Source organism: Vibrio nigripulchritudo (assembly GCF_027924785.1).
In the GTDB taxonomy this organism is placed as follows: Bacteria; Pseudomonadota; Gammaproteobacteria; order Enterobacterales; family Vibrionaceae; genus Vibrio; species Vibrio nigripulchritudo.
Window position 1 is genome coordinate 1,349,456 of sequence record NZ_AP027049.1, and the last position, 17,453, is coordinate 1,366,908.

The 17,453-nt window shown below is 46.1% G+C and carries 17 protein-coding genes; 6 read left to right on the forward strand and 11 right to left on the reverse strand.

Features of this window, described 5'->3' with window-relative positions:
- Window positions 1-15 precede the first annotated feature (15 nt).
- Window positions 16-960 carry a polysaccharide deacetylase family protein gene (locus QMG91_RS06430; protein WP_281829706.1) on the forward strand — a complete coding sequence of 315 codons (945 nt, stop codon included), beginning with the start codon at window positions 16-18 and terminating at the stop codon, window positions 958-960.
- An 82-nt stretch (window positions 961-1,042) separates the two neighbouring features.
- Here the strand turns inward: QMG91_RS06430 and QMG91_RS06435 are convergent, their stop codons facing one another.
- The 6 genes from QMG91_RS06435 to QMG91_RS06460 form a co-directional block, all read right to left on the reverse strand.
- Complete coding sequence (locus tag QMG91_RS06435; RefSeq protein ID WP_281829709.1) at window positions 1,043-2,734, reverse strand: LruC domain-containing protein; 1,692 nt, start codon at window positions 2,732-2,734, stop codon at window positions 1,043-1,045.
- Window positions 2,735-2,744: 10 nt separating this feature from the next.
- A complete protein-coding gene (locus QMG91_RS06440) occupies window positions 2,745-3,224 on the reverse strand; it encodes a hypothetical protein (protein ID WP_004402299.1) in 480 nt (159 codons plus the stop codon).
- Window positions 3,225-3,499: 275 nt separating this feature from the next.
- Window positions 3,500-3,952 carry a DUF302 domain-containing protein gene (locus QMG91_RS06445; RefSeq protein ID WP_281829712.1) on the reverse strand — a complete coding sequence of 151 codons (453 nt, stop codon included), beginning with the start codon at window positions 3,950-3,952 and terminating at the stop codon, window positions 3,500-3,502.
- A gap of 109 nt (window positions 3,953-4,061) precedes the next feature.
- Window positions 4,062-4,736, reverse strand: a complete 675-nt coding sequence (locus tag QMG91_RS06450) for a spondin domain-containing protein (RefSeq protein ID WP_281829714.1) — start codon at window positions 4,734-4,736, stop codon at window positions 4,062-4,064.
- A gap of 169 nt (window positions 4,737-4,905) precedes the next feature.
- The gene (locus QMG91_RS06455) at window positions 4,906-5,787 is read right to left on the reverse strand and encodes a DMT family transporter (RefSeq protein WP_281829717.1); all 882 of its coding nucleotides are present in this window, start codon (window positions 5,785-5,787) and stop codon (window positions 4,906-4,908) included.
- Between the two features lie 86 nt (window positions 5,788-5,873).
- Entirely contained in the window at window positions 5,874-7,040 is a 1,167-nt protein-coding gene (locus QMG91_RS06460) for a phytanoyl-CoA dioxygenase family protein (RefSeq protein WP_281829719.1), read from the reverse strand.
- Between the two features lie 100 nt (window positions 7,041-7,140).
- On the opposite strand from QMG91_RS06460, the gene QMG91_RS06465 reads away from it, so the two are divergent.
- The 4 genes from QMG91_RS06465 to QMG91_RS06480 all read left to right on the forward strand — a co-directional run bounded on the left by QMG91_RS06465 (window position 7,141) and on the right by QMG91_RS06480 (window position 10,579).
- A complete protein-coding gene (locus QMG91_RS06465) occupies window positions 7,141-8,148 on the forward strand; it encodes a LacI family DNA-binding transcriptional regulator (protein ID WP_281829720.1) in 1,008 nt (335 codons plus the stop codon).
- Window positions 8,149-8,301: 153 nt separating this feature from the next.
- Window positions 8,302-9,117: a 5-deoxy-glucuronate isomerase gene (iolB, locus tag QMG91_RS06470; protein WP_281829722.1), complete on the forward strand. Its 816-nt coding sequence runs from the start codon at window positions 8,302-8,304 to the stop codon at window positions 9,115-9,117.
- 22 nt (window positions 9,118-9,139) lie between these two features.
- Window positions 9,140-10,129, forward strand: coding sequence for an inositol 2-dehydrogenase (gene iolG / locus QMG91_RS06475; RefSeq protein ID WP_281829724.1), 990 nt, complete (start codon window positions 9,140-9,142; stop codon window positions 10,127-10,129).
- A 168-nt stretch (window positions 10,130-10,297) separates the two neighbouring features.
- Complete coding sequence (locus QMG91_RS06480; RefSeq protein ID WP_281829726.1) at window positions 10,298-10,579, forward strand: hypothetical protein; 282 nt, start codon at window positions 10,298-10,300, stop codon at window positions 10,577-10,579.
- Window positions 10,580-10,632: 53 nt separating this feature from the next.
- Here the strand turns inward: QMG91_RS06480 and QMG91_RS06485 are convergent, their stop codons facing one another.
- The 5 genes from QMG91_RS06485 to QMG91_RS06505 form a co-directional block, all read right to left on the reverse strand.
- Window positions 10,633-11,451, reverse strand: coding sequence for a MurR/RpiR family transcriptional regulator (locus QMG91_RS06485; protein ID WP_281829728.1), 819 nt, complete (start codon window positions 11,449-11,451; stop codon window positions 10,633-10,635).
- A 182-nt stretch (window positions 11,452-11,633) separates the two neighbouring features.
- Window positions 11,634-12,368 (reverse strand): BPL-N domain-containing protein, encoded by a 735-nt coding sequence (locus QMG91_RS06490; protein ID WP_281829730.1) that lies wholly within the window; start codon window positions 12,366-12,368, stop codon window positions 11,634-11,636.
- A 49-nt stretch (window positions 12,369-12,417) separates the two neighbouring features.
- A complete protein-coding gene (locus QMG91_RS06495; protein WP_022551053.1) occupies window positions 12,418-12,966 on the reverse strand; it encodes a biotin transporter BioY in 549 nt (182 codons plus the stop codon).
- On the reverse strand, window positions 12,967-13,581 hold the full coding sequence (locus tag QMG91_RS06500) for an energy-coupling factor transporter transmembrane component T family protein (protein ID WP_281829732.1): 615 nt from the start codon (window positions 13,579-13,581) through the stop codon (window positions 12,967-12,969).
- Window positions 13,556-14,317: an energy-coupling factor ABC transporter ATP-binding protein gene (locus QMG91_RS06505; RefSeq protein ID WP_281829734.1), complete on the reverse strand. Its 762-nt coding sequence runs from the start codon at window positions 14,315-14,317 to the stop codon at window positions 13,556-13,558. Before QMG91_RS06505 ends, QMG91_RS06500 begins: the two co-directional genes overlap by 26 nt.
- 602 nt (window positions 14,318-14,919) lie before the next feature.
- On the opposite strand from QMG91_RS06505, the gene QMG91_RS06510 reads away from it, so the two are divergent.
- A complete protein-coding gene (locus QMG91_RS06510) occupies window positions 14,920-17,409 on the forward strand; it encodes a reprolysin-like metallopeptidase (RefSeq protein WP_281829736.1) in 2,490 nt (829 codons plus the stop codon).
- The last annotated feature ends 44 nt before the right edge of the window (window positions 17,410-17,453 follow it).

The window sequence follows — 17,453 nt, forward strand, 5'->3', positions numbered from 1 at the left end:
CGAACAGGTGCATAAATGGCTAGGGTATGGATGTGTGTATTGGCTCTGATCTTTGTTGTTGGCTGTACAGACTCAAGTAAAGTCAGCCAATGTATTGGTTTTGGTAAAGATGACACCGTCTTTGTTATTAATGCCGATGATATAGGTATGCATCCCGATATGGATAATGCGGTGTTCGAGATGTATGAAAAAGAGATAGTCCAGACCTTCTCACTTATGGTGCCTACACCAAATTTTAACTTTTCTGCGCGCTATGCGATCAACAACAAAGTGCCCGTCGGGCTGCATCTCACCCTCACCAACGAATGGCAGGAAGCCAATAGCTGGACACCTCTACTAAGTAAGGAAGAAGTTCCTTCCCTGTATAACGAAAAAGGTTATATGTGGCCAACTGGAGAGGAGCTTGCCGAGTATGCTGATATTAAAGAGGTGCGCAAAGAGCTCGAAGCGCAGATAAATAAAGCGCTAGAGATGGGGCTTGAGGTTACGCATCTGGATTTTCACATGCTTTACTGGGCGTATCGAGAAGATTTCTGGGACGTCACCTTAAGCATTGCTAAACATTACAAAATGCCGATTGTGATTCAGCATCACTGGATGACTCAAAGAGAACAGCGTAGCCGAACGTCCACGCTCCAATGGAAAGACTTTTTCACTGCCGACGTTTTCTGGATGTATTACAACCCAACAGATAGATTGATGGATGAAAACTTAAGTCGTTCCCAATATCAGAACATGTTCAAAGATGCGAAACCTGCATTGCACCATGTCGCCATTCACCCGGCTTACCGAACGGAGAGTGCAAAACAACAGTTCAGAGATGCGGAGTTCCGCTTTGATGAATTTCGAGTCTGGACCGATGGTTCGCTTAATGATGCCATTAAAGAAAACGACGTGAAGTTCACCAATTATCGAGAGCTAAAACGCCTGATGACTTCTGGCAGCGATTGCCTGAAATAAGCGAGAACACTACAAAATACCCCCTACGGCTCAAGTAGTTTCCGTAGGGGGAGGTGTAGCAGGCTAAAGCACCTTTAGCTTGCTACTGACACTTCCAGCACTTGCCTGAAGACTTATTGTCATACCAATCCATTTTATCTACGCCACCGGATTCTGCCCAAGAGCGGATGTCTGGATAAGCTTCGGTAACGTCAACCGTTTCGTGCGGGTGAGACCACTGTGACTGAACATCTAACGCCCATGGAAGCCCTGTCGAAGTCTGGTAATACCGAGATGCGCTAATATCCGAATCATCAGAATCGGTACCAAACAAGCTGGTGTCTGCCAAATCGGTATTTGGGTAATTGACCAGATGGACTTCTTTGTTCCGGTTGTAGGTGTTGTAAATGAATGGGTTAAGAGTCTGACTGGTAAAGCTTACCAATGGCGTGTTTAGTACTACCGAAACGCGGTAATCTTTAGCGTCTCTGTCGTCACCTGCATTGGTGTTATAGAAGGAATACGTGCCATTTGCTGGTAGTGTATCGCTCAGATTACTGAAGACCACAAAAACCAATTCACCTGAATGCCCGCTTTCCGCGCTGACAAGAGAATCCGACCCTTCGTAAGTTTTGGTGATAGACGTTGCGTGACCGGGTTCCACACCATTGAGTGAAATGCCAAATCCGTTTGCTCGGGTTGCCCCTCTCGCCACCGCCTGACCGATGAAATCAAAGCGCGTCATTTCGTTATCCGCATTCGTGTAGATCTCATAGGCATAGCGCGTCACAAAGTCATTTAAGTCATAATCACCCTCGGCTGGCCAACGATCCTCAAACGCCAGAGTGTACCAACCGCTGGTGGGCGTTCGGCTATAAAAGGCGATGTTAGGATCATTTGGGGCGTAGTCTGAAGCGTCACCCACTCCGTCTCCGTCTGCATCTCCTATTTCTGGCCAGCTGATCTCTGCGATCTCACTGATCAAGCCATTGGAATCGGTGGCGAAAACCTGAACTTTCCATCGTTCTCCAATGGCTGTTTGACTGGATGGCACGGTTGCGCCCGTTGTATTAGATTTGCTGGCGAACTCATCATCCACATAGAAGCCTTGCCCGACATCCACAAACCATCGGTAGCTGTAGGTAACAGAATCACCATCTGGATCTGCAGGAGATGGTCCGGTAATCGTAACGACCAAATCGTCTCCTTCGGCAATACCTGAACTCCGGCTAAGTGTCGGTGTGTATGGAGGGTCGTTGGGTATGATGATGTAGGTAACAGTCATCTGGCTATAGCTTACGGTGGTAAGCCAAGACAGGTTTGCCATGTCAATATCTAGATCTACGTCCACAACCCCGTCATCTAGGGATGAAAGAGGTAAATCAAACTCTGTATTTGACCATGTGCCATTGGTTCCCTGAAGAAAACCGGGGTTAAGCTGAGCTCCGTCGACAGATACTCCGTCATATTCGCCATTTGCCCCATGAAATGGCTCTGAGTCGACGTCGTATGCGCGGATCATCAGAGTCGCTGAAGTGACCTGAGCGCCTGCTGGAAGCGTAATACTGTGTTGCCAGGAAAAGTCGCTATTTTTACCACTGTAAAGATTAAAACCGTAACCGTTTGGCGCGACATAGTGTGGCGATGTACTAGAGGCATCAATTTTCTGAGTAAATGTAGTAGAACCATCTCCATTGTCGACATACTGCTCTTCTGTTGGGGCCGCTAATGCATGAAAGCTAAGTATGAAATACAGAGCAAGTGGCAGCTTTATCATCTTTGATAGTAAGTTCATCTTGCTCTCCTTAGTCGGAACCAATTGTAACGTCGCACCCAATTAGCATCTCGGACGTCATGGTGCTGATAGAAGCTTGTTGGGTGCAGGTAGTGCCATCGACAGAAGCCACAATTTTTATCTGTTCCCAATTAGAAGAAAGCTGGAGTTCTCTGGTCAGCTTTCCAGTCTGGTCTGTACGACCTGTGTAGAAGGGTTGGCTGTCTACTCCTGAGGACGAGACGCTGTACATTTTGAGAATATGGCGTCCGTTTACATTCACGCCCACACCGTTTTGCGTAGAAAAGTTACTGACAACACGAAAGGTAATTTCTTTGCTTTCGCTGCTCTTCCAGGTGAATCCACTCGGGATCGTAATGTCTTTAAACGTGTATGAAGACCCTGAATCAGAAGAAGGGGAGGATGAAGGACTATCACTACTGCCACCACCACATGCGAGTAGGGAAAATGGAACAAATGAGTACAGAAAGTATCGGAATATTGGTTTCATTATAATGACTCTATCCAGTGAGATCTGAAGTCACTAAGCAAACAATATGCCGTTTTTAACTTATTGAAAAATAAGAAATATAAAATATTAGCATTGACTAATTTTCTTTTTGAAAGTCATATTAGAGAGTTTTTGAAGGATTTAGCTCTCAAATTAAGAAGTTTGAAGAGAATAGGGAAGGGAAATAGCCCGATATTCGTTGTGTAATTCCGGAAACGCCTGCCAATAAAATTCTACGTTTCCGGACTTATGTTGCTATCTGTCGATTAGTGGCTTCACTGTGTGGCTGCCTTGGCAAAGTTACCCAGTGCTTGTTTCACTTTTCCGATGACTTTGGCGCAGCCTTCTAAACCGTGTCGGTCATTGAGATAATCCGGGCTGTTGTAAGAAAGCCAGTTTTCACCAGAGGCATCCTGCCAAATCAGCATTTTTTGTGGTAAGTCGATAGCAGTGGTCTGACTGCACTTCATTAGTGGTGTGCCTACCTTGGGGTTCCCGAAGATAACAAGTCGGGTAGGGAGCAATTCCATTCCGACCTTTTTCGCTCCTTCGTCGTGCTTGATCTGAGTGAAAACGGTCATGCCTTTGCTTTCAAGCACGTTGATTAATTTCTCAACAGTTTGCTCGACACTGTGATGACTTTTTACTGTGATAAGACCATTGTCAGCAGCAAAAGCTGAATAAGAAAGCAGGCATGAAATCACGCCCGTTGCGATGGTTTTTTTCATTGGGTTGTTCCTCTGTTATGGGTTGATTGACGGTTCCTCCAATTCCCCACTCAGAGCGAACAATCATGAATCAGAATACGGCAGGGCAAATACCCCGCCAAGCTTCAACTTATTGAATACGTTTGATTCTTACTTTGGCGACAGCTCCCTGCCAGTCGTAAGCAGACTGAGCAAGATCGCCTTCTCCATGTATTCCCGGGCTTGGGTAAACGTAACCTTCATCCGTTGCAGCATCTGCCGAGAAAGGCTGACCACCACAAAGCGGACCTGGGATATTGGCGCACAATTCATCATTGGCTTCCGTACCTGCATCGTAGGCGTGCATTTGGTAGGTTACTGATGTGCCAATGTATCTTGGCAGGCGTTTTCCTCGCAGTGAAACCATGGTGTCGTTGGTCGGCAATAGCATAGAAATCAAACTGATACGGCTATGCGGGCGCTGAGATGTGATTTCAAAGGTGACACTTTGCCCGTTAGTCAGTAAGCCTTCGGATGCCGCCGTTGCGGAGTATTGGCTTGACGCATCAAGCTCCGCTCTCAGAGGTCCAATATCACCCCCTTCAGCGACACGTTCTACGTTGTCTGTGACAGGTTCTCCCAAGCGGAAAAGTTGGTTTCTGGGTAAATGGGTAGTGCCAAGAACAGGAGTAAAGGCGATACCTTTGGTCAGGTTGGTCACCGTTACCTCATACACGCGTTCATGATAGTAATAAGAGCTTGCCAGCAGCGAAGGAGACAGGCTTAACAAAGCGAAAGAAATGAGCGTTTTAGTTGCGTTTTTCATACGAAAACCTCGCAGGTCGTTATTGATTGCAATTCGCGAGTGGAACAGGTCAGTACGACTATACGCAGGTGTATGATGAGAATGGCTCACAGAAAACTCACAAAAGCATCACAATTGATGCTTTTGCTAGCATTTCTTTTGTCCTGAGGGGAATTAAACCAAAGTCAGGTTATTTGGATTTTTTGCTTTCCCAATGGGTGATGAAAGCGACGGAAGCAATGATGATAGCGGCACCCAGCCACAATCTGCCCGGAGGCACCCAACCAAATACCATCCAACCCGCCAGAACGTTTAACGGCAGTTTGGCGTGATCGAAAGGCTGTACAAATGAAGCATCAGCCACCGCATAGGCCTTTACGATTGCCCATTGTGCAAGTGCTGTAAACAGACCCGCAGCAAACAACACACCCCAGATATTGAAACTCTCAGGCATGGTGAAATCTGGCAGTGCTAACAGAATATTGAAAGGAGTAATCAGAAGCAGCAGATAAACCACCATGGTAGATGGCGGATCGTTTACTGATAATTTTTTGACCATAAGTGAATAACATGCCCAGAAGAAGGCCGCACCCACAGGCAGTAAGGTTGCCCAACTGAAATCATCTGCCCACGGTTCAAGAATGATCATCGCACCTGCAAAGCCAGTGAGAGTGGCAAACCAACGGGCAACGCCGACTTTTTCTTTCAGGAATAAACCTGAACCGACAGTGGCAAACAGCGGTGAGGTCATCAGCAGTGCAATGCCCTGCCAAATTGGTACGGGGTAGGCTAACGCCCAAAGCCAGAGTTGAATGCCGATAACAGACAGAAAAACACGGGTGGCATGCCAGCCAAAATGCTCAGTCCTGAGTGACTGGCGAATACCTAGTGTTCGCAGGTAAGGCAGTATCACAATCAGTGCGATGCCGTACTGAATTAGAGCGACAGTGGTCGAAGGTACGCCAAAATTGATACTGGCGACTTGAGCAAGGCTGTTCACAATAGCGAAAGCCAAGCCCGCAGTGAGCATCCAGGACGCTCCCTGCAGTGGGTTGTGGTGTTGAGCGTTCATAAAAGTGGTGAATAAAAATTGTGTTTGCAAATCATACGTTTTATTCACTATGAAGCCAACGCTATTATTTCTGGGGTTTTGATACGTTACGGAGCCGCTTCTGCCTGACGCCTCTCTATCTGATTATTCATCGCTTCCTGATACCTTGCCTTTGTCCAACCTTGATCTAACGCTTCTTGAAGAAGTTGTTTCATGGTTTGCGGGGCAAGTTCTCCAATTGGCGAGTCGGTATCAAGGTTTGTCGGAAACGAATACCCATCAGCGGATGCCGTGAGTATTGCGTCCTTTTCCTCTTTGGTCAGAGAGTTACCTGACCAATGTTGTGCTAAGTATTCGAAGAGTGTGGTTGAGATTTTTGCCAGATCGACGGTTTCCATCGGCTTTCCAAACGCTGAAGAGATCTGAAGTAGATTCGCGCTTCTGTGCACATCATCAGTGTCGTTTTGCCCTGCGGCATGAATGATGGCTGGGTTAAAAAATACAGCATCCCCTTTTTGCAAGGGTAGCTGAACGTAGTTTTCTTCAAAGTACTGCTGAAACTTCTCTTCGCGGCAGGAAACGTATCCGAGCGAATAATGCTGGGAGTAGGGAAGCAGCTTTGTTGGTCCTGATTCCAGTGGCATGTCTGAATGCGCGACCGCACCTTGCAAAGTCAGCATGGCAGACATCTTCTGCGCGTGAACGGGATAGTCCTTGAGTGTGTCGGCATGCTGAAAACCCAGATGATAGTCTCGGTGCGATTGCTGCGCGCGACCACCCGGTCGCACTATGTTGACCTGAGACGTTACCTGATAATTCGATCCCAGCCAGGCTTCGGAGACCAATTTGAGTAGCGGGTTTTTGTAGTAGTCGATGAAGCTTTGAGGATCGAGAACCGCACTTTTCTGAAACGCATTCCAAATTCGACCATTTGACATAGCCCCCGCTTGGGCGAAATGATCCCCTTCGCCAAACCCAAGCTCTGAGTCGAGAATATCGTCGAAAATGCGGTTCATTCGGTCAATGATGTCTGTATTGGCGAAAAAACTCTTAAACACAACAATGCCGCTGCCGTTCAAAAAAATATCGGCAAATTCGCTTCTAAGTATCTGCCATTTCTCAGGTGTTATTGTTTTCGTATCATAAATCATAATGCTTTTGTAGCACTGCATGGCGTTGGGGTAATTTTGATTGTCTCTAGGCTTGCAACTGTCAATAAACGAGTCGATGTCCAAATGCGCTTTGCCAGCAAATGTTGGAATTGGTCTGTCCATAGAAATCTCCTTAATTGGTGACAAAAATGTTAATCATTTGTAATCTTTTGGGTGAGGCAAATGTCCATCAAAAGTCCATCAAGAAGCGGAGAACTCCCTGATGAGCAAATTCACAGTGAAGCAGATAGCGGCTCAGGCTGGGTTCAGTACCGCGACGGTGGACAGAGCATTACATGGAAGAAATGGTGTGCATGACCAGACACGGCAACGCGTGGAGCAAGCCATCTCTGAGCTTCGCGAGCAATATAAGCTAGACGCCCTGCAAGGTCGGACTTTTTATATCGACGTCATCATGTACACACCTGCCCGGTTCAGTCATCTTGTCCGTGAAAGCCTGAACCGCATCTCTGTGCAAATGGCTCCGTTTCGAATTCGGCTGCGGTATTTTCTTTATCAGGATATCGATATTGAGTCCCTGTCGGAGGTGATTCACGAAGCGGAAGATCGTGGTAGCCATGGGGTATTGCTAAAAGCCCCTGATCACCCCGAGATCAATCAGGCAGTGAATAGGCTTCATCATAATGGCATTCCTACTGTCACACTTGTAACCGATCTACCCAGTTCTAAAAGGCTGAACTACATAGGGATTGATAATATTTCGGCTGGAGAAACCGCCGCGTTTCTGATGACTCAATGGTTGGGTTCCGATCCAAACGGCATTCTTCTCGTTCAGAGCAGTCATTTGTTTCATGGCGAAGAAGCACGCGCAGAAGGCTTTTCACAATTTCTTAGCCATCATCCTCACATAGAAGTCACTACAGTTAGTGAAGGGCATGGGTTAAATCTCAGTACCAAAAAGCAAGTGAAAGATGTACTCGGCAAGAAAGAGAACATTAGCGCGGTATACAGCATTGGTGGGGGAAACCGAGCCATTCTGGATGTTTTTCAGGAAATAAACCGACCTATTCAAGCCTTTATTGGTCACGATCTGGATGATGACAATCGGCATTTACTGCGATCCAGACAGCTGCACGCGGTTATCGATCACAATCTCGATGACGACGCCAGAGTGGCATTTTCAAACCTGCTGTCACCCTATGGTCTTATGCCGACTTTCTCGTATACCACCAGTCGAATTAATATCGTGACGCCTTTTAACTTACCTTAGATTTTGTCAGGAGCACCTGACTGTGAGTTGATGCTTTTCTAGCCAGTCATCACACTTTTTAATTTTGCTTTTTGAATTAACTGTTTCATTATAGTTTCATGTGAAATATTCATTTCTAGTAGTTAATCATCTAAAGATCGTGTGGGGCAGAAAATGTCGGATTTGCTGTCAAAAATGCAACCTAGAGACGAAGCGAAACGGACTCAGCACATTACGCCTGAATCCGCAGGCTGGACTTATATTGGGTTTGATGTGGTCAAGCTGAAAGAAGGCGAAGATCTAGAATGGATTGCAGACAACGGGCAAGAGCTATGTATTGTTCTGGTTTCAGGAAAAGCATCGCTAGACCTGAATGGAGGCTTGCAGGGTGAAATTGGGCAAAGGATGTCGCCTTTTGAGAAGACAAAACCTTACGCTGTCTACCTAACGCTGAATGATAAGTGCTCTCTAACCGCGACAACAGACGTTGAGCTGGCGGTATGCCGGGCGCCGGGAAAACGGAGCTATCCATCTCGATTGATCACACCACAAGAGATAGGGGCAGAGCATCGCGGAAAAGGCAGAAACCAGAGACAGGTACATAATATTCTGCCGGACGATGAGCCCGCAGACAGTCTGCTGGTGGTAGAAGTGTATACCGATGAGGGATGTACCAGCTCCTATCCAAGCCACAAGCACGATCAGAATGATCCACCCAATGAAACCCAACTGGAAGAGACCTACTACCATCGACTGAATCCGCCCCAAGGTTTCTGTTTTCAAAGGGTATATACCGATGACAGAACATTAGATGAATCCATGGCCGTGTATGACGGTGATGTAGTTCAGGTACCCAGAGGATATCACCCAGTGGCAACGGTTGCTGGTTATAACAGCTATTACTTAAATGTGATGGCTGGACCAGTACGGAAGTGGTTGTTTAGCTGGGAAGAAGATCACCAATGGGTAAATACCGAATCTTATCGTTAGCGATTCTAAAGGGAATAAGAACATGTTTAATATCGCTTTATTTGGCGCTGGTCGTATCGGTCAGGTTCACGCCGCAAATATAGCTGCTAATCCAAAAACGCAACTCGCTGCTGTGGTTGACCCCTATCTGGAGGGGGCGAAAATGTTAGCAGAAAAGTACGGCGGCGAAGTCATGTCGATTGAAGAAGCTATGAACAACCCGGGGATTCACGGTGTATGCATCGGCTCTGCTACTGATACCCATGCCAACTTGATTGAGCTGGCTGCAAAAGCCAACAAAGCCATATTCTGTGAAAAGCCGATTGACCTGAGTTTGGAGCGTGTAAGAGAGTGTCTGGCGACCGTCGCTGAACATCAGGTTCCGTTTCTTGTCGGATTCAACCGACGTTACGATCCCAATTTCTCCGCAGTACAGCAGCGATACGCCATGGGGTCGATAGGCAAAGCAGAAACCTTGGTGATCACCTCACGTGACCCAGCGCCACCGCCTGTGGAATACGTGAAAGTATCCGGAGGAATGTTCCGAGATATGACCATTCATGATTTCGATATGGCACGTTTTATTCTGGGGGAAGATCCGGTTTCCGTTATGGCACACGGTCATTGTCTGGTTGACGAAAACATAGGTAAAGCGGGCGACATTGACACCGCCGTTACCGTATTAACTTTTCCGTCTGGCACTACGGCAACCATCATTAATAGTCGACGTTCAGGCTACAGCTACGACCAACGCGTCGAGCTGCATGGCAGCGAAGGTGTATTGGCCGCAGAAAATGTTCGGGAAAATCAGGTTCAGCAATGGGATGAATCCGGTTTTCAGGCAGCCAAACCACAGCTCTTTTTCCTTGAAAGGTACGAAAAAGCCTATCAGGTTGAATGGCAACACTTTGTTGACGTTCTCGAAAGAAAGTCCGCTCCGTTATGCGGTGGGTACGATGGTGAAATGGCGCTGGTTATCGCTGAAGCTGCAACGGAATCCCTAAGAACAGGTCTGCCAGTTAAAATTGGCTAATTCTCATTCTAAAGATTTGAAATGCTGACAGATTGCCAGCATTTTTTGCTTTATTAGCATGAGAAATAAATAGTTCTGCGTCGCATTGTTCTGCCGATTCACTGAGATTTTCTTCTATGAAGATTATCCTCTTACGCAATCTATTGGCTACAGTATGTAGGAGTTTAAGTGTCTCTTTTATGGGTGATTTTAGGATCCATATTTCAGTTTGGGTTGGCTCCATTCTCTATTATGTTTTTTATTTTTGGTACTGGTGCAGGACACCCCAAAGTGCTCACATTGGCAATGTACATAACGCCTTTAACATGCCTTGTAAGCGCATTGATCGTGATCTTTGGATACCTAAAAGGATGGTCTGGGTTTACCTATTGGTGGTACGGCTTCCCACTGATCGTGACTGTTATTTTCTTTTTTGTCGCAGGAAATATGAATGAATCAGATTACGGATGACACAATGACCCTATTTTAGCTTTGAAGTGAAGCTTAGTATCAAATCTAAATTGTCACTCACTGGCCAGTGAAACGGCGAGGGTCTGAGCCAGACAAAGCGAAGCAGACTGCCCTCTAAACCCGCCAACGTTGGCTTCGTTGACCACAAAATTCACATCAGACAGCTCCGCAATGGGGCTAACCTGGCTGTCGGTCAGGGTTACCTGCTTTGCTCCTTTATCTCTCGCTGCTTTCACCCAGTTATGAGTTTCTTCCGCATAAGGAGAGAAGCTAATGGAAACAACGGCATCTTTGCCTGTTACCATCGAAAGCTGTTCATCATACATTCCGCCCAAACCGTCGATCAGTACCACTCGTTTACCCAAATGGCGCAACGCATACACCATGTAAGATGCAATACTAAAAGATCGGCGGAGACCAATCACATAAAGACATTCAGCGTTTTTAAGCAGGGTGATAGCATTATTCAGGTCGCTCTCTTCAATCTTATTTGCCAGTTGTTCAAGCGCGTGTGCGTTGGCGTTGGCGAAATTGTGGAGCTGAGAAATCGGCGTGCTCGCTTGCGCGTCATCAGGGGACATGGCTTTAAACAGCTTAACTCGCTCTGAGTAGTTGCTCGTTTCTTCAACCATGTTCTGACGATACAGCTGTTTCATGTCGTTGAAGCCACTAAAACCCAACGCATTAGCGAAACGAATTAGGGTAGAAGGGGGAACATCAGCATTACTGGCAATAACCGCAACCGTATCAAATGCCACATTTTCTGGGTTATCTAACAGGTACTGACCCACCTGCTGAAGCCGCTTACTCAGGTTGCCGTATTCTTTTCGAATGTCTTCTTGAAGCTCAGAAAGTGTCGTTGCTGGTTTCATGCTTGTCCCATAAATAAAGAGGATCATCCCTCAATTGTTTCGAGGTTACTTTATTTGGAATAAACATTTCAAATGTTGCGTAGTTTTTCGTGAGCCAAATATTCACTAATGAACTCGATAACTATTCCATATCTCGGTCATGTCTTTCGAAAATCAATGTGAACATATTGCATTGATAATGGTTATCCATCAGAAAGTAAGATATCGAGTAGTTCCAGCGTTAAGGTATCTGTGTTTTTCAGAGTGTTAAAGTCTTGGTAGTCGTTACCAATAACATCAAACTGCATCAGTTGTGTGGCCTCAGCATCGTATTCTGGATGCGTAGAACACAAAACGTATTCCCCATCGCCAAACTCGCCCTTAACTATTGCTGCAGGTTTATCTGGCAGTTCTGAAAAACGAGCGACGACTTCATAGTTGCCTTTGGTTTCATTGTTCGCTTCAAAAAAGCAGCCCCCAAGATACATAGACTCAAATACCTGCTTCTCGGTTTCGAGCTGAACAATTCGAGCTTCGGTGGCATTGTAATTGTCCGCCAGTGCAAATTGTTCGATAGGTCCTCTGGCAGTTCCGCTGAAAAAAGCCAGTTCATTGGGAGTAATGATTTCAAATGGTGTGCCTTTTGCCCATTCTGTGCGTTTACAAGCCAGATAGGCACCGCCGCAAATCCCTAAATATTTGCCTCCATTAGCGACATATTCAGAAATGCGTTGGTAGCCTTCACCATTGAGTTTGTCAGATTTGTAGCGGCTGGCTCCACCTGGCATCACCAATAGATCAACGTTTTGGTCGAGAGCTCCAGCCAGTATTTCATTGGCATTAACAAAAAAGACGTTACTTTTGCCGCGCAATCTTCCCAACGCATAATAAAGGATATGGTTGTTAGAAACGTTGTCGCTATAAATTAGAGTTGTCACAGTCGTTTTGATCCCGCGGCAAAAAGTAAATTATCTCGAATCAGATTAACTAGGCTGCACGGGACAGCAAGCTTGCTGGTCGGGCTTTCGCAATCGCTGAGGTAATCAACCCCGTCACTACTGCTTTGGCGATATCGCCAGGAATGAAGGCAGTGACCAGAGCACTTGCTTCAAGCAATGTCTTGTTTAGTACGATAGACATTCCAACGATCCCGAAGATATACATCACGATAATACCACCGACGATGGCTGCAACTGTCGCAACCAAAGTCAGGTTTGCGCTGCGCCATTTTTCGACAATAAGACCGGTAACAAAGGCAGCAACTGGCCAGCCAATAAGGAACCCACCTGTAGCACCTACAAATAGCGCAATTCCGCCGCGTCCACCAGACAATACAGGGAGCCCGATAGCAACCAGCAGAAGCAACAGCAGCACCGCCAGAGTGCCTCGCTTAGCGCCTAAAATCGCGCCACAAAGCATAATGCCAAGGCTCTGCGCCGTGATTGGCACGCCGAAACCTAAAGTAAAGGGAGGGATTATGCCAAGTCCGACAATCAGTGCTGCAAACAAGGCAATGTATGCAATGTTCTTTTCCATTTATTTTTTCTCCAAAATGTGTGTACCGCCGCGCGCTTTTAGCGCCTCGGCTACGTGGTCAGCATCGTCCAGTGCAATAACAGTAAAAGGGATAATAATTCGCCAGCCGGCACGTTTTGTTGTTCGTGCTCGCCATGCGAGAGAAAGTGTTTGTCCTTTAGACATTAAAACGGGTGTCATTCTAATGACCAAAGCGATTGAAAGTTCCAGCGCTCTGCTACTCAGTCCAAATCGCCTTAGAGGGCGTGCCACAAAATGGGCGACATCCATCATATCGGCTAGGCGAGTGGTCATAGTAACAAGGTTGGCAAGGGCAACGGCGGATATCATTCGAATTATAACCATTGCCCCTAATTGATACTCTTGCGTGAAGCCATGCCAAATAGCCATGATCAACACCACTGGCCACAAGATTTTTAGGTGTTTCATTCCCTGAATGAAGAATGCTTTCCCAGGGAGTACATACAAAATCAAAACACTGATAAGGAAAGCGAGGTGTAAAAGAAGATGCTGAACAAAAAACAGAGCAATAGTCGTTACAGCCAGAGCAGAGAGTTTGTATCCTGCCGACCAGCTATGCGCTCTGGTCTCAATGGGAGAGGTTAGAGATATCATCACTTTCCCCCAATCTTTCCATCTCGGTCAGATATTTTGGCAGCACAACTTCTGGTGCATCCAGTTCCGATAACTTACCGGATTCAATCCAGAGGACCTGGTCGTAGTGCTCAATATCTGCCGGGTCGTGGCTAATATGTATCAAGCTACCGGAAAACGAATCTAAGTATCTTTGTAGCTGTTTTTTGGTCGGAATATCTAAACCGGCAAAAGGCTCATCCAAGATAATTAGGTTTGGCTGCATCGCGACCACAGCCATAAGGCACACCAGGTGTTTCTGACCCTGAGAAAGGGCAGAGGTGTGAACATTCGCCCAATGAGTTTTACCAAATTCAGCCAGCACAGAGCGGGCATTGTCATCTGCTTCATTTTTGGACTGACCTAACTGGCGGAGACCAAAAGAAATCTCTTCAATGACCGTCGGGAAAATGATCTGGTGATCTGGGTTCTGGAACAAAATCCCGATTTCAGTCAGTGCTCCCTTACGATTTTTAAAAGGATCGATTTGAGCGACCCTTACCTCGCCGGAATTCACTTCAATCAATCCAGATAAAACTCGGGACAAAGTAGACTTGCCTGAACCGTTGCGTCCAATTACCCCGAGACGCCTAACCTGAACGTCAAACGACAGGTTATTCAACACCGTTTTTCCCTGTATTTGTAAGCTCACGTTTTCCAGCCTTATCTCACTGATTTTAGACAGTTTCTCTTGTTCAGGTGTGTGCAACGTGCTCATGTAGTTCCAAATACAGTTGTAAAAACAGTCAAATTAAAGATGGTGACGGTAGCCAGAAAGCTGTGATGCTCCTATGAAGCCCATGGCAAAAGAACAGCTTCACCGCGAGCGAATACTAACAAGTTGGTTTAGTAGGGTAAACCACCAAAAAGCTGTGGTATTGGAATGTTTTGTATTTGTGTGGGGATTTGGCTGGAAAGTAATAAAACGACTAGGGGGTTCGCCAGAAAAACAAAAATATCCTTTTAAATCGAGGTGAAAGAATTTACATATGCGTATGATTTCACTTTGTTTTTATAAAATAAAGTGGAAATTATTAATCATATGAATGATCTCTCATTTTGAGCTCAACGTCATTTCAATTCATTGAAATGACACGAAAAAGAGAATCCATGCGGTTGGTGTTGTTAATCTTGTATGTCATTGATAATAGGCAACTTATGGTTTTCTCAATAGAGTGATTCTTCATGTCTTGGGAGTAACAGACATGCTGCTTTTTACTGTACGCAAACTTTCTATTGTGAAATTCAGCGAGCTGCATTTATCCAAATAACACTGTGTTTATATATGCCTGAAAGGGCATATCACTCTTGGAGCCCTACATGAAAAAAAATATGAATCGATGGATTAATGTCTGTTTTGCTTTATCTGCTACAGCCCTCGGTGTGAGTCAGGCGATTGCTGCTAATGACGTCCACTCAGCTGCGTTAGAAAAAGAATACATAAACCAGCCATCAAGTGCCCAGTTTTGGCAAGAAACGGTGGAACACTCTTCCACTTCCGAAGCTGACCGCCAACGTTATATCAAGCCAGCTAAATTCCGCTTAATTCAGTTAGAACTTGACCAACTTAAACATCACCTAAATCAGACCGTAACTGCTTCTACAGATTTGGTAAATGAAAGGGCAGCAAGCGTCGATCTTTCTATCCCATTGCCGAATGGGGGTTACGAAACCTTTGTTGTTGCGCCAAATCAAGTGCTGCCAGTTGAACTGGCTGCGCGCTATCCCGGGATTAAAACGTTTAGCGGAACCAGTGCGGAGACTAAGAATACTCGAATTGTACTGGACTACACGTTGCAAGGGTTTCATGCGATGGTGACATCAGAGAAATACGGTACGTTCTATATCGACCCTTATGAATCAGGAAATACTAGAACATACATCAGTTATTTCAAAAAGGATTATCACAAAACCAAGGATTTGCGCCTTATCGAAGAAACACTGACTCACAGTGATTCTCAGCTTAACAATGCTCCTTCATTCCGATCTGGGCGCTCAGGTTTTGGAACTTCAGATATGTATCCGTTAAGAACATATCGTTTAGCAATAGCAACGACTTATGAATACTCTCGCTTTCATGGTGGGACAAAACAGAGCGTGATGTCAGCCGTTGCAACCACAATCAACCGAGTGAATGAGATCTATGAGCGTGATTTGGCCATACGCTTGCAATTGATCCCTACCACTGATCAGCTATTTTCCCTCGATGTAAACGATTACTACACAAATAATCGCTCAGATTTAATGCAAGGAGAAAGTCAGGTCGTCATTGATAAGGTGATTGGTCAGCAAGGTTACGATGTTGGTCATCTGTTCAGTGCAACGGGCGGCGGAAGCGCGCTCATCGGTTCTGTTTGTACCCGAGGCAAAGGAAGCGGTGTTTCAGGGTTAGGTATGCCAATGGGTGATGCATTTGATATCGACATTGTCGCGCATGAGATTGGTCACCAATTTGGTGCCGAACATACCCACAATACAGGGTGTAATCGCGTCTCTTACAATGCGGTGGAGCCGGGAAGTGGGTCAACAATCATGGGTTATGCGGGCGTTTGCGGACCAAATGTTCAAGTGAACTCCGATGCCATGTTCCATAGCTATAGCATCGGGAATGTTCGTCATTTTATGGATCGCGGGTATGGCAGTGGATGCGGTACGTCTGAGATGTCATTAAACACACCTCCAGTCGTCCGTGCAGGACCAGACGTGACAATTCCAAAAGAAACGCCATTTGTTTTGACAGGGTCGGCAGCTGATACAGAAGACCAAGCCAGCTTAACCTACAGTTGGGAACAAATTGACCGGGGTGATTTGGTCGCACGTCCAACCGCGAGTCAAGTGACAGGCCCCACATTCAGAGCAAAACTACCAGCCGTATCTCCAACTCGTTACCTGCCCAACCTAGACGCAATTATCAACAACCAGACGCCTACCTGGGAGGTACTTTCTTCTGTGGCACGCAGCTACAAATTTCGGTTAGTGGCTCGGGATAACAATGCAGAATCGCCTCAGGTTTCATGGGATGAGCGTGTGATTACAGTCGATGGAACTGCGGGTCCGTTTGTGGTCAGCGAACCAAATACAAAAGTAAACTGGCTTCCCGGTTCAACGCAGACGGTACGCTGGCAAGTTGCAGGAACCCATTTACCACCAGTGAGTGTAAGTTTGGTAAACATCCTGCTTTCTCTGGATGGCGGTAAAACTTACCCACACACCCTAGCCACAAACGCCCCTAACACAGGTAAAGCGGAGGTTGTTCTACCGAATTCGATAAGTAACACTGCCCGAATCAAAGTTGAAGCGGTTGATAACATCTTCTTTGATATTTCAAACGTAGATTTCTCAATCTCTGAAGGGATAGGTTTGAATCAGGCTCCGGAGTTCACCTCAGTCGCTCCGGTGAATGCGACCAGTGGTATGGCATATCACTATCAAGTTAGCGCTAAGGATGTGGACAGCCCTGAAATACGATTCAGAGCCAAAACCAAACCTGCATGGCTATCTTTTGATGCGAGCACATTGGTACTTAGCGGTACACCAACAGATGCAGATATTGGTAGCCATCAAGTGGTACTGCAAGTATCAGACAGCCAGATCGTCACCAGCCAGACCTTCCAGATTACGGTTACAGGTAGCGCAACACAGACTTGTGGCACCGCTGAACCTTGGAGCGCCAGTCAGGTATATGTTACAGGTGATCAAGTTTCCTATGGAAACAAGACCTTTGAAGCGAGATGGTGGACAAAAGGGCAACAGCCTGACGCATCAAAAGTAGATGGCGACTGGAAACTGATTGACCCATGCCAGCCATAGTGAAATAACGTCTTATTGATATTTATAAGGTGTAATAAAATCAG

Coding starts and splice junctions, on each gene's coding strand:
- QMG91_RS06485 (WP_281829728.1), bottom strand. CDS start 11,451: ATGAAACCAGCAACGACACTTTCTGAGCTTCAAGAAGACATTCGAAAA.
- QMG91_RS06460 (WP_281829719.1), bottom strand. CDS start 7,040: ATGGACAGACCAATTCCAACATTTGCTGGCAAAGCGCATTTGGACATC.
- iolB (WP_281829722.1), top strand. CDS start 8,302: ATGTCGGATTTGCTGTCAAAAATGCAACCTAGAGACGAAGCGAAACGG.
- QMG91_RS06445 (WP_281829712.1), bottom strand. CDS start 3,952: ATGAAAAAAACCATCGCAACGGGCGTGATTTCATGCCTGCTTTCTTAT.
- QMG91_RS06495 (WP_022551053.1), bottom strand. CDS start 12,966: ATGGAAAAGAACATTGCATACATTGCCTTGTTTGCAGCACTGATTGTC.
- QMG91_RS06455 (WP_281829717.1), bottom strand. CDS start 5,787: ATGAACGCTCAACACCACAACCCACTGCAGGGAGCGTCCTGGATGCTC.
- iolG (WP_281829724.1), top strand. CDS start 9,140: ATGTTTAATATCGCTTTATTTGGCGCTGGTCGTATCGGTCAGGTTCAC.
- QMG91_RS06505 (WP_281829734.1), bottom strand. CDS start 14,317: ATGAGCACGTTGCACACACCTGAACAAGAGAAACTGTCTAAAATCAGT.
- QMG91_RS06500 (WP_281829732.1), bottom strand. CDS start 13,581: ATGATATCTCTAACCTCTCCCATTGAGACCAGAGCGCATAGCTGGTCG.
- QMG91_RS06510 (WP_281829736.1), top strand. CDS start 14,920: ATGAAAAAAAATATGAATCGATGGATTAATGTCTGTTTTGCTTTATCT.
- QMG91_RS06430 (WP_281829706.1), top strand. CDS start 16: ATGGCTAGGGTATGGATGTGTGTATTGGCTCTGATCTTTGTTGTTGGC.
- QMG91_RS06440 (WP_004402299.1), bottom strand. CDS start 3,224: ATGAAACCAATATTCCGATACTTTCTGTACTCATTTGTTCCATTTTCC.
- QMG91_RS06465 (WP_281829720.1), top strand. CDS start 7,141: ATGAGCAAATTCACAGTGAAGCAGATAGCGGCTCAGGCTGGGTTCAGT.
- QMG91_RS06450 (WP_281829714.1), bottom strand. CDS start 4,736: ATGAAAAACGCAACTAAAACGCTCATTTCTTTCGCTTTGTTAAGCCTG.
- QMG91_RS06435 (WP_281829709.1), bottom strand. CDS start 2,734: ATGAACTTACTATCAAAGATGATAAAGCTGCCACTTGCTCTGTATTTC.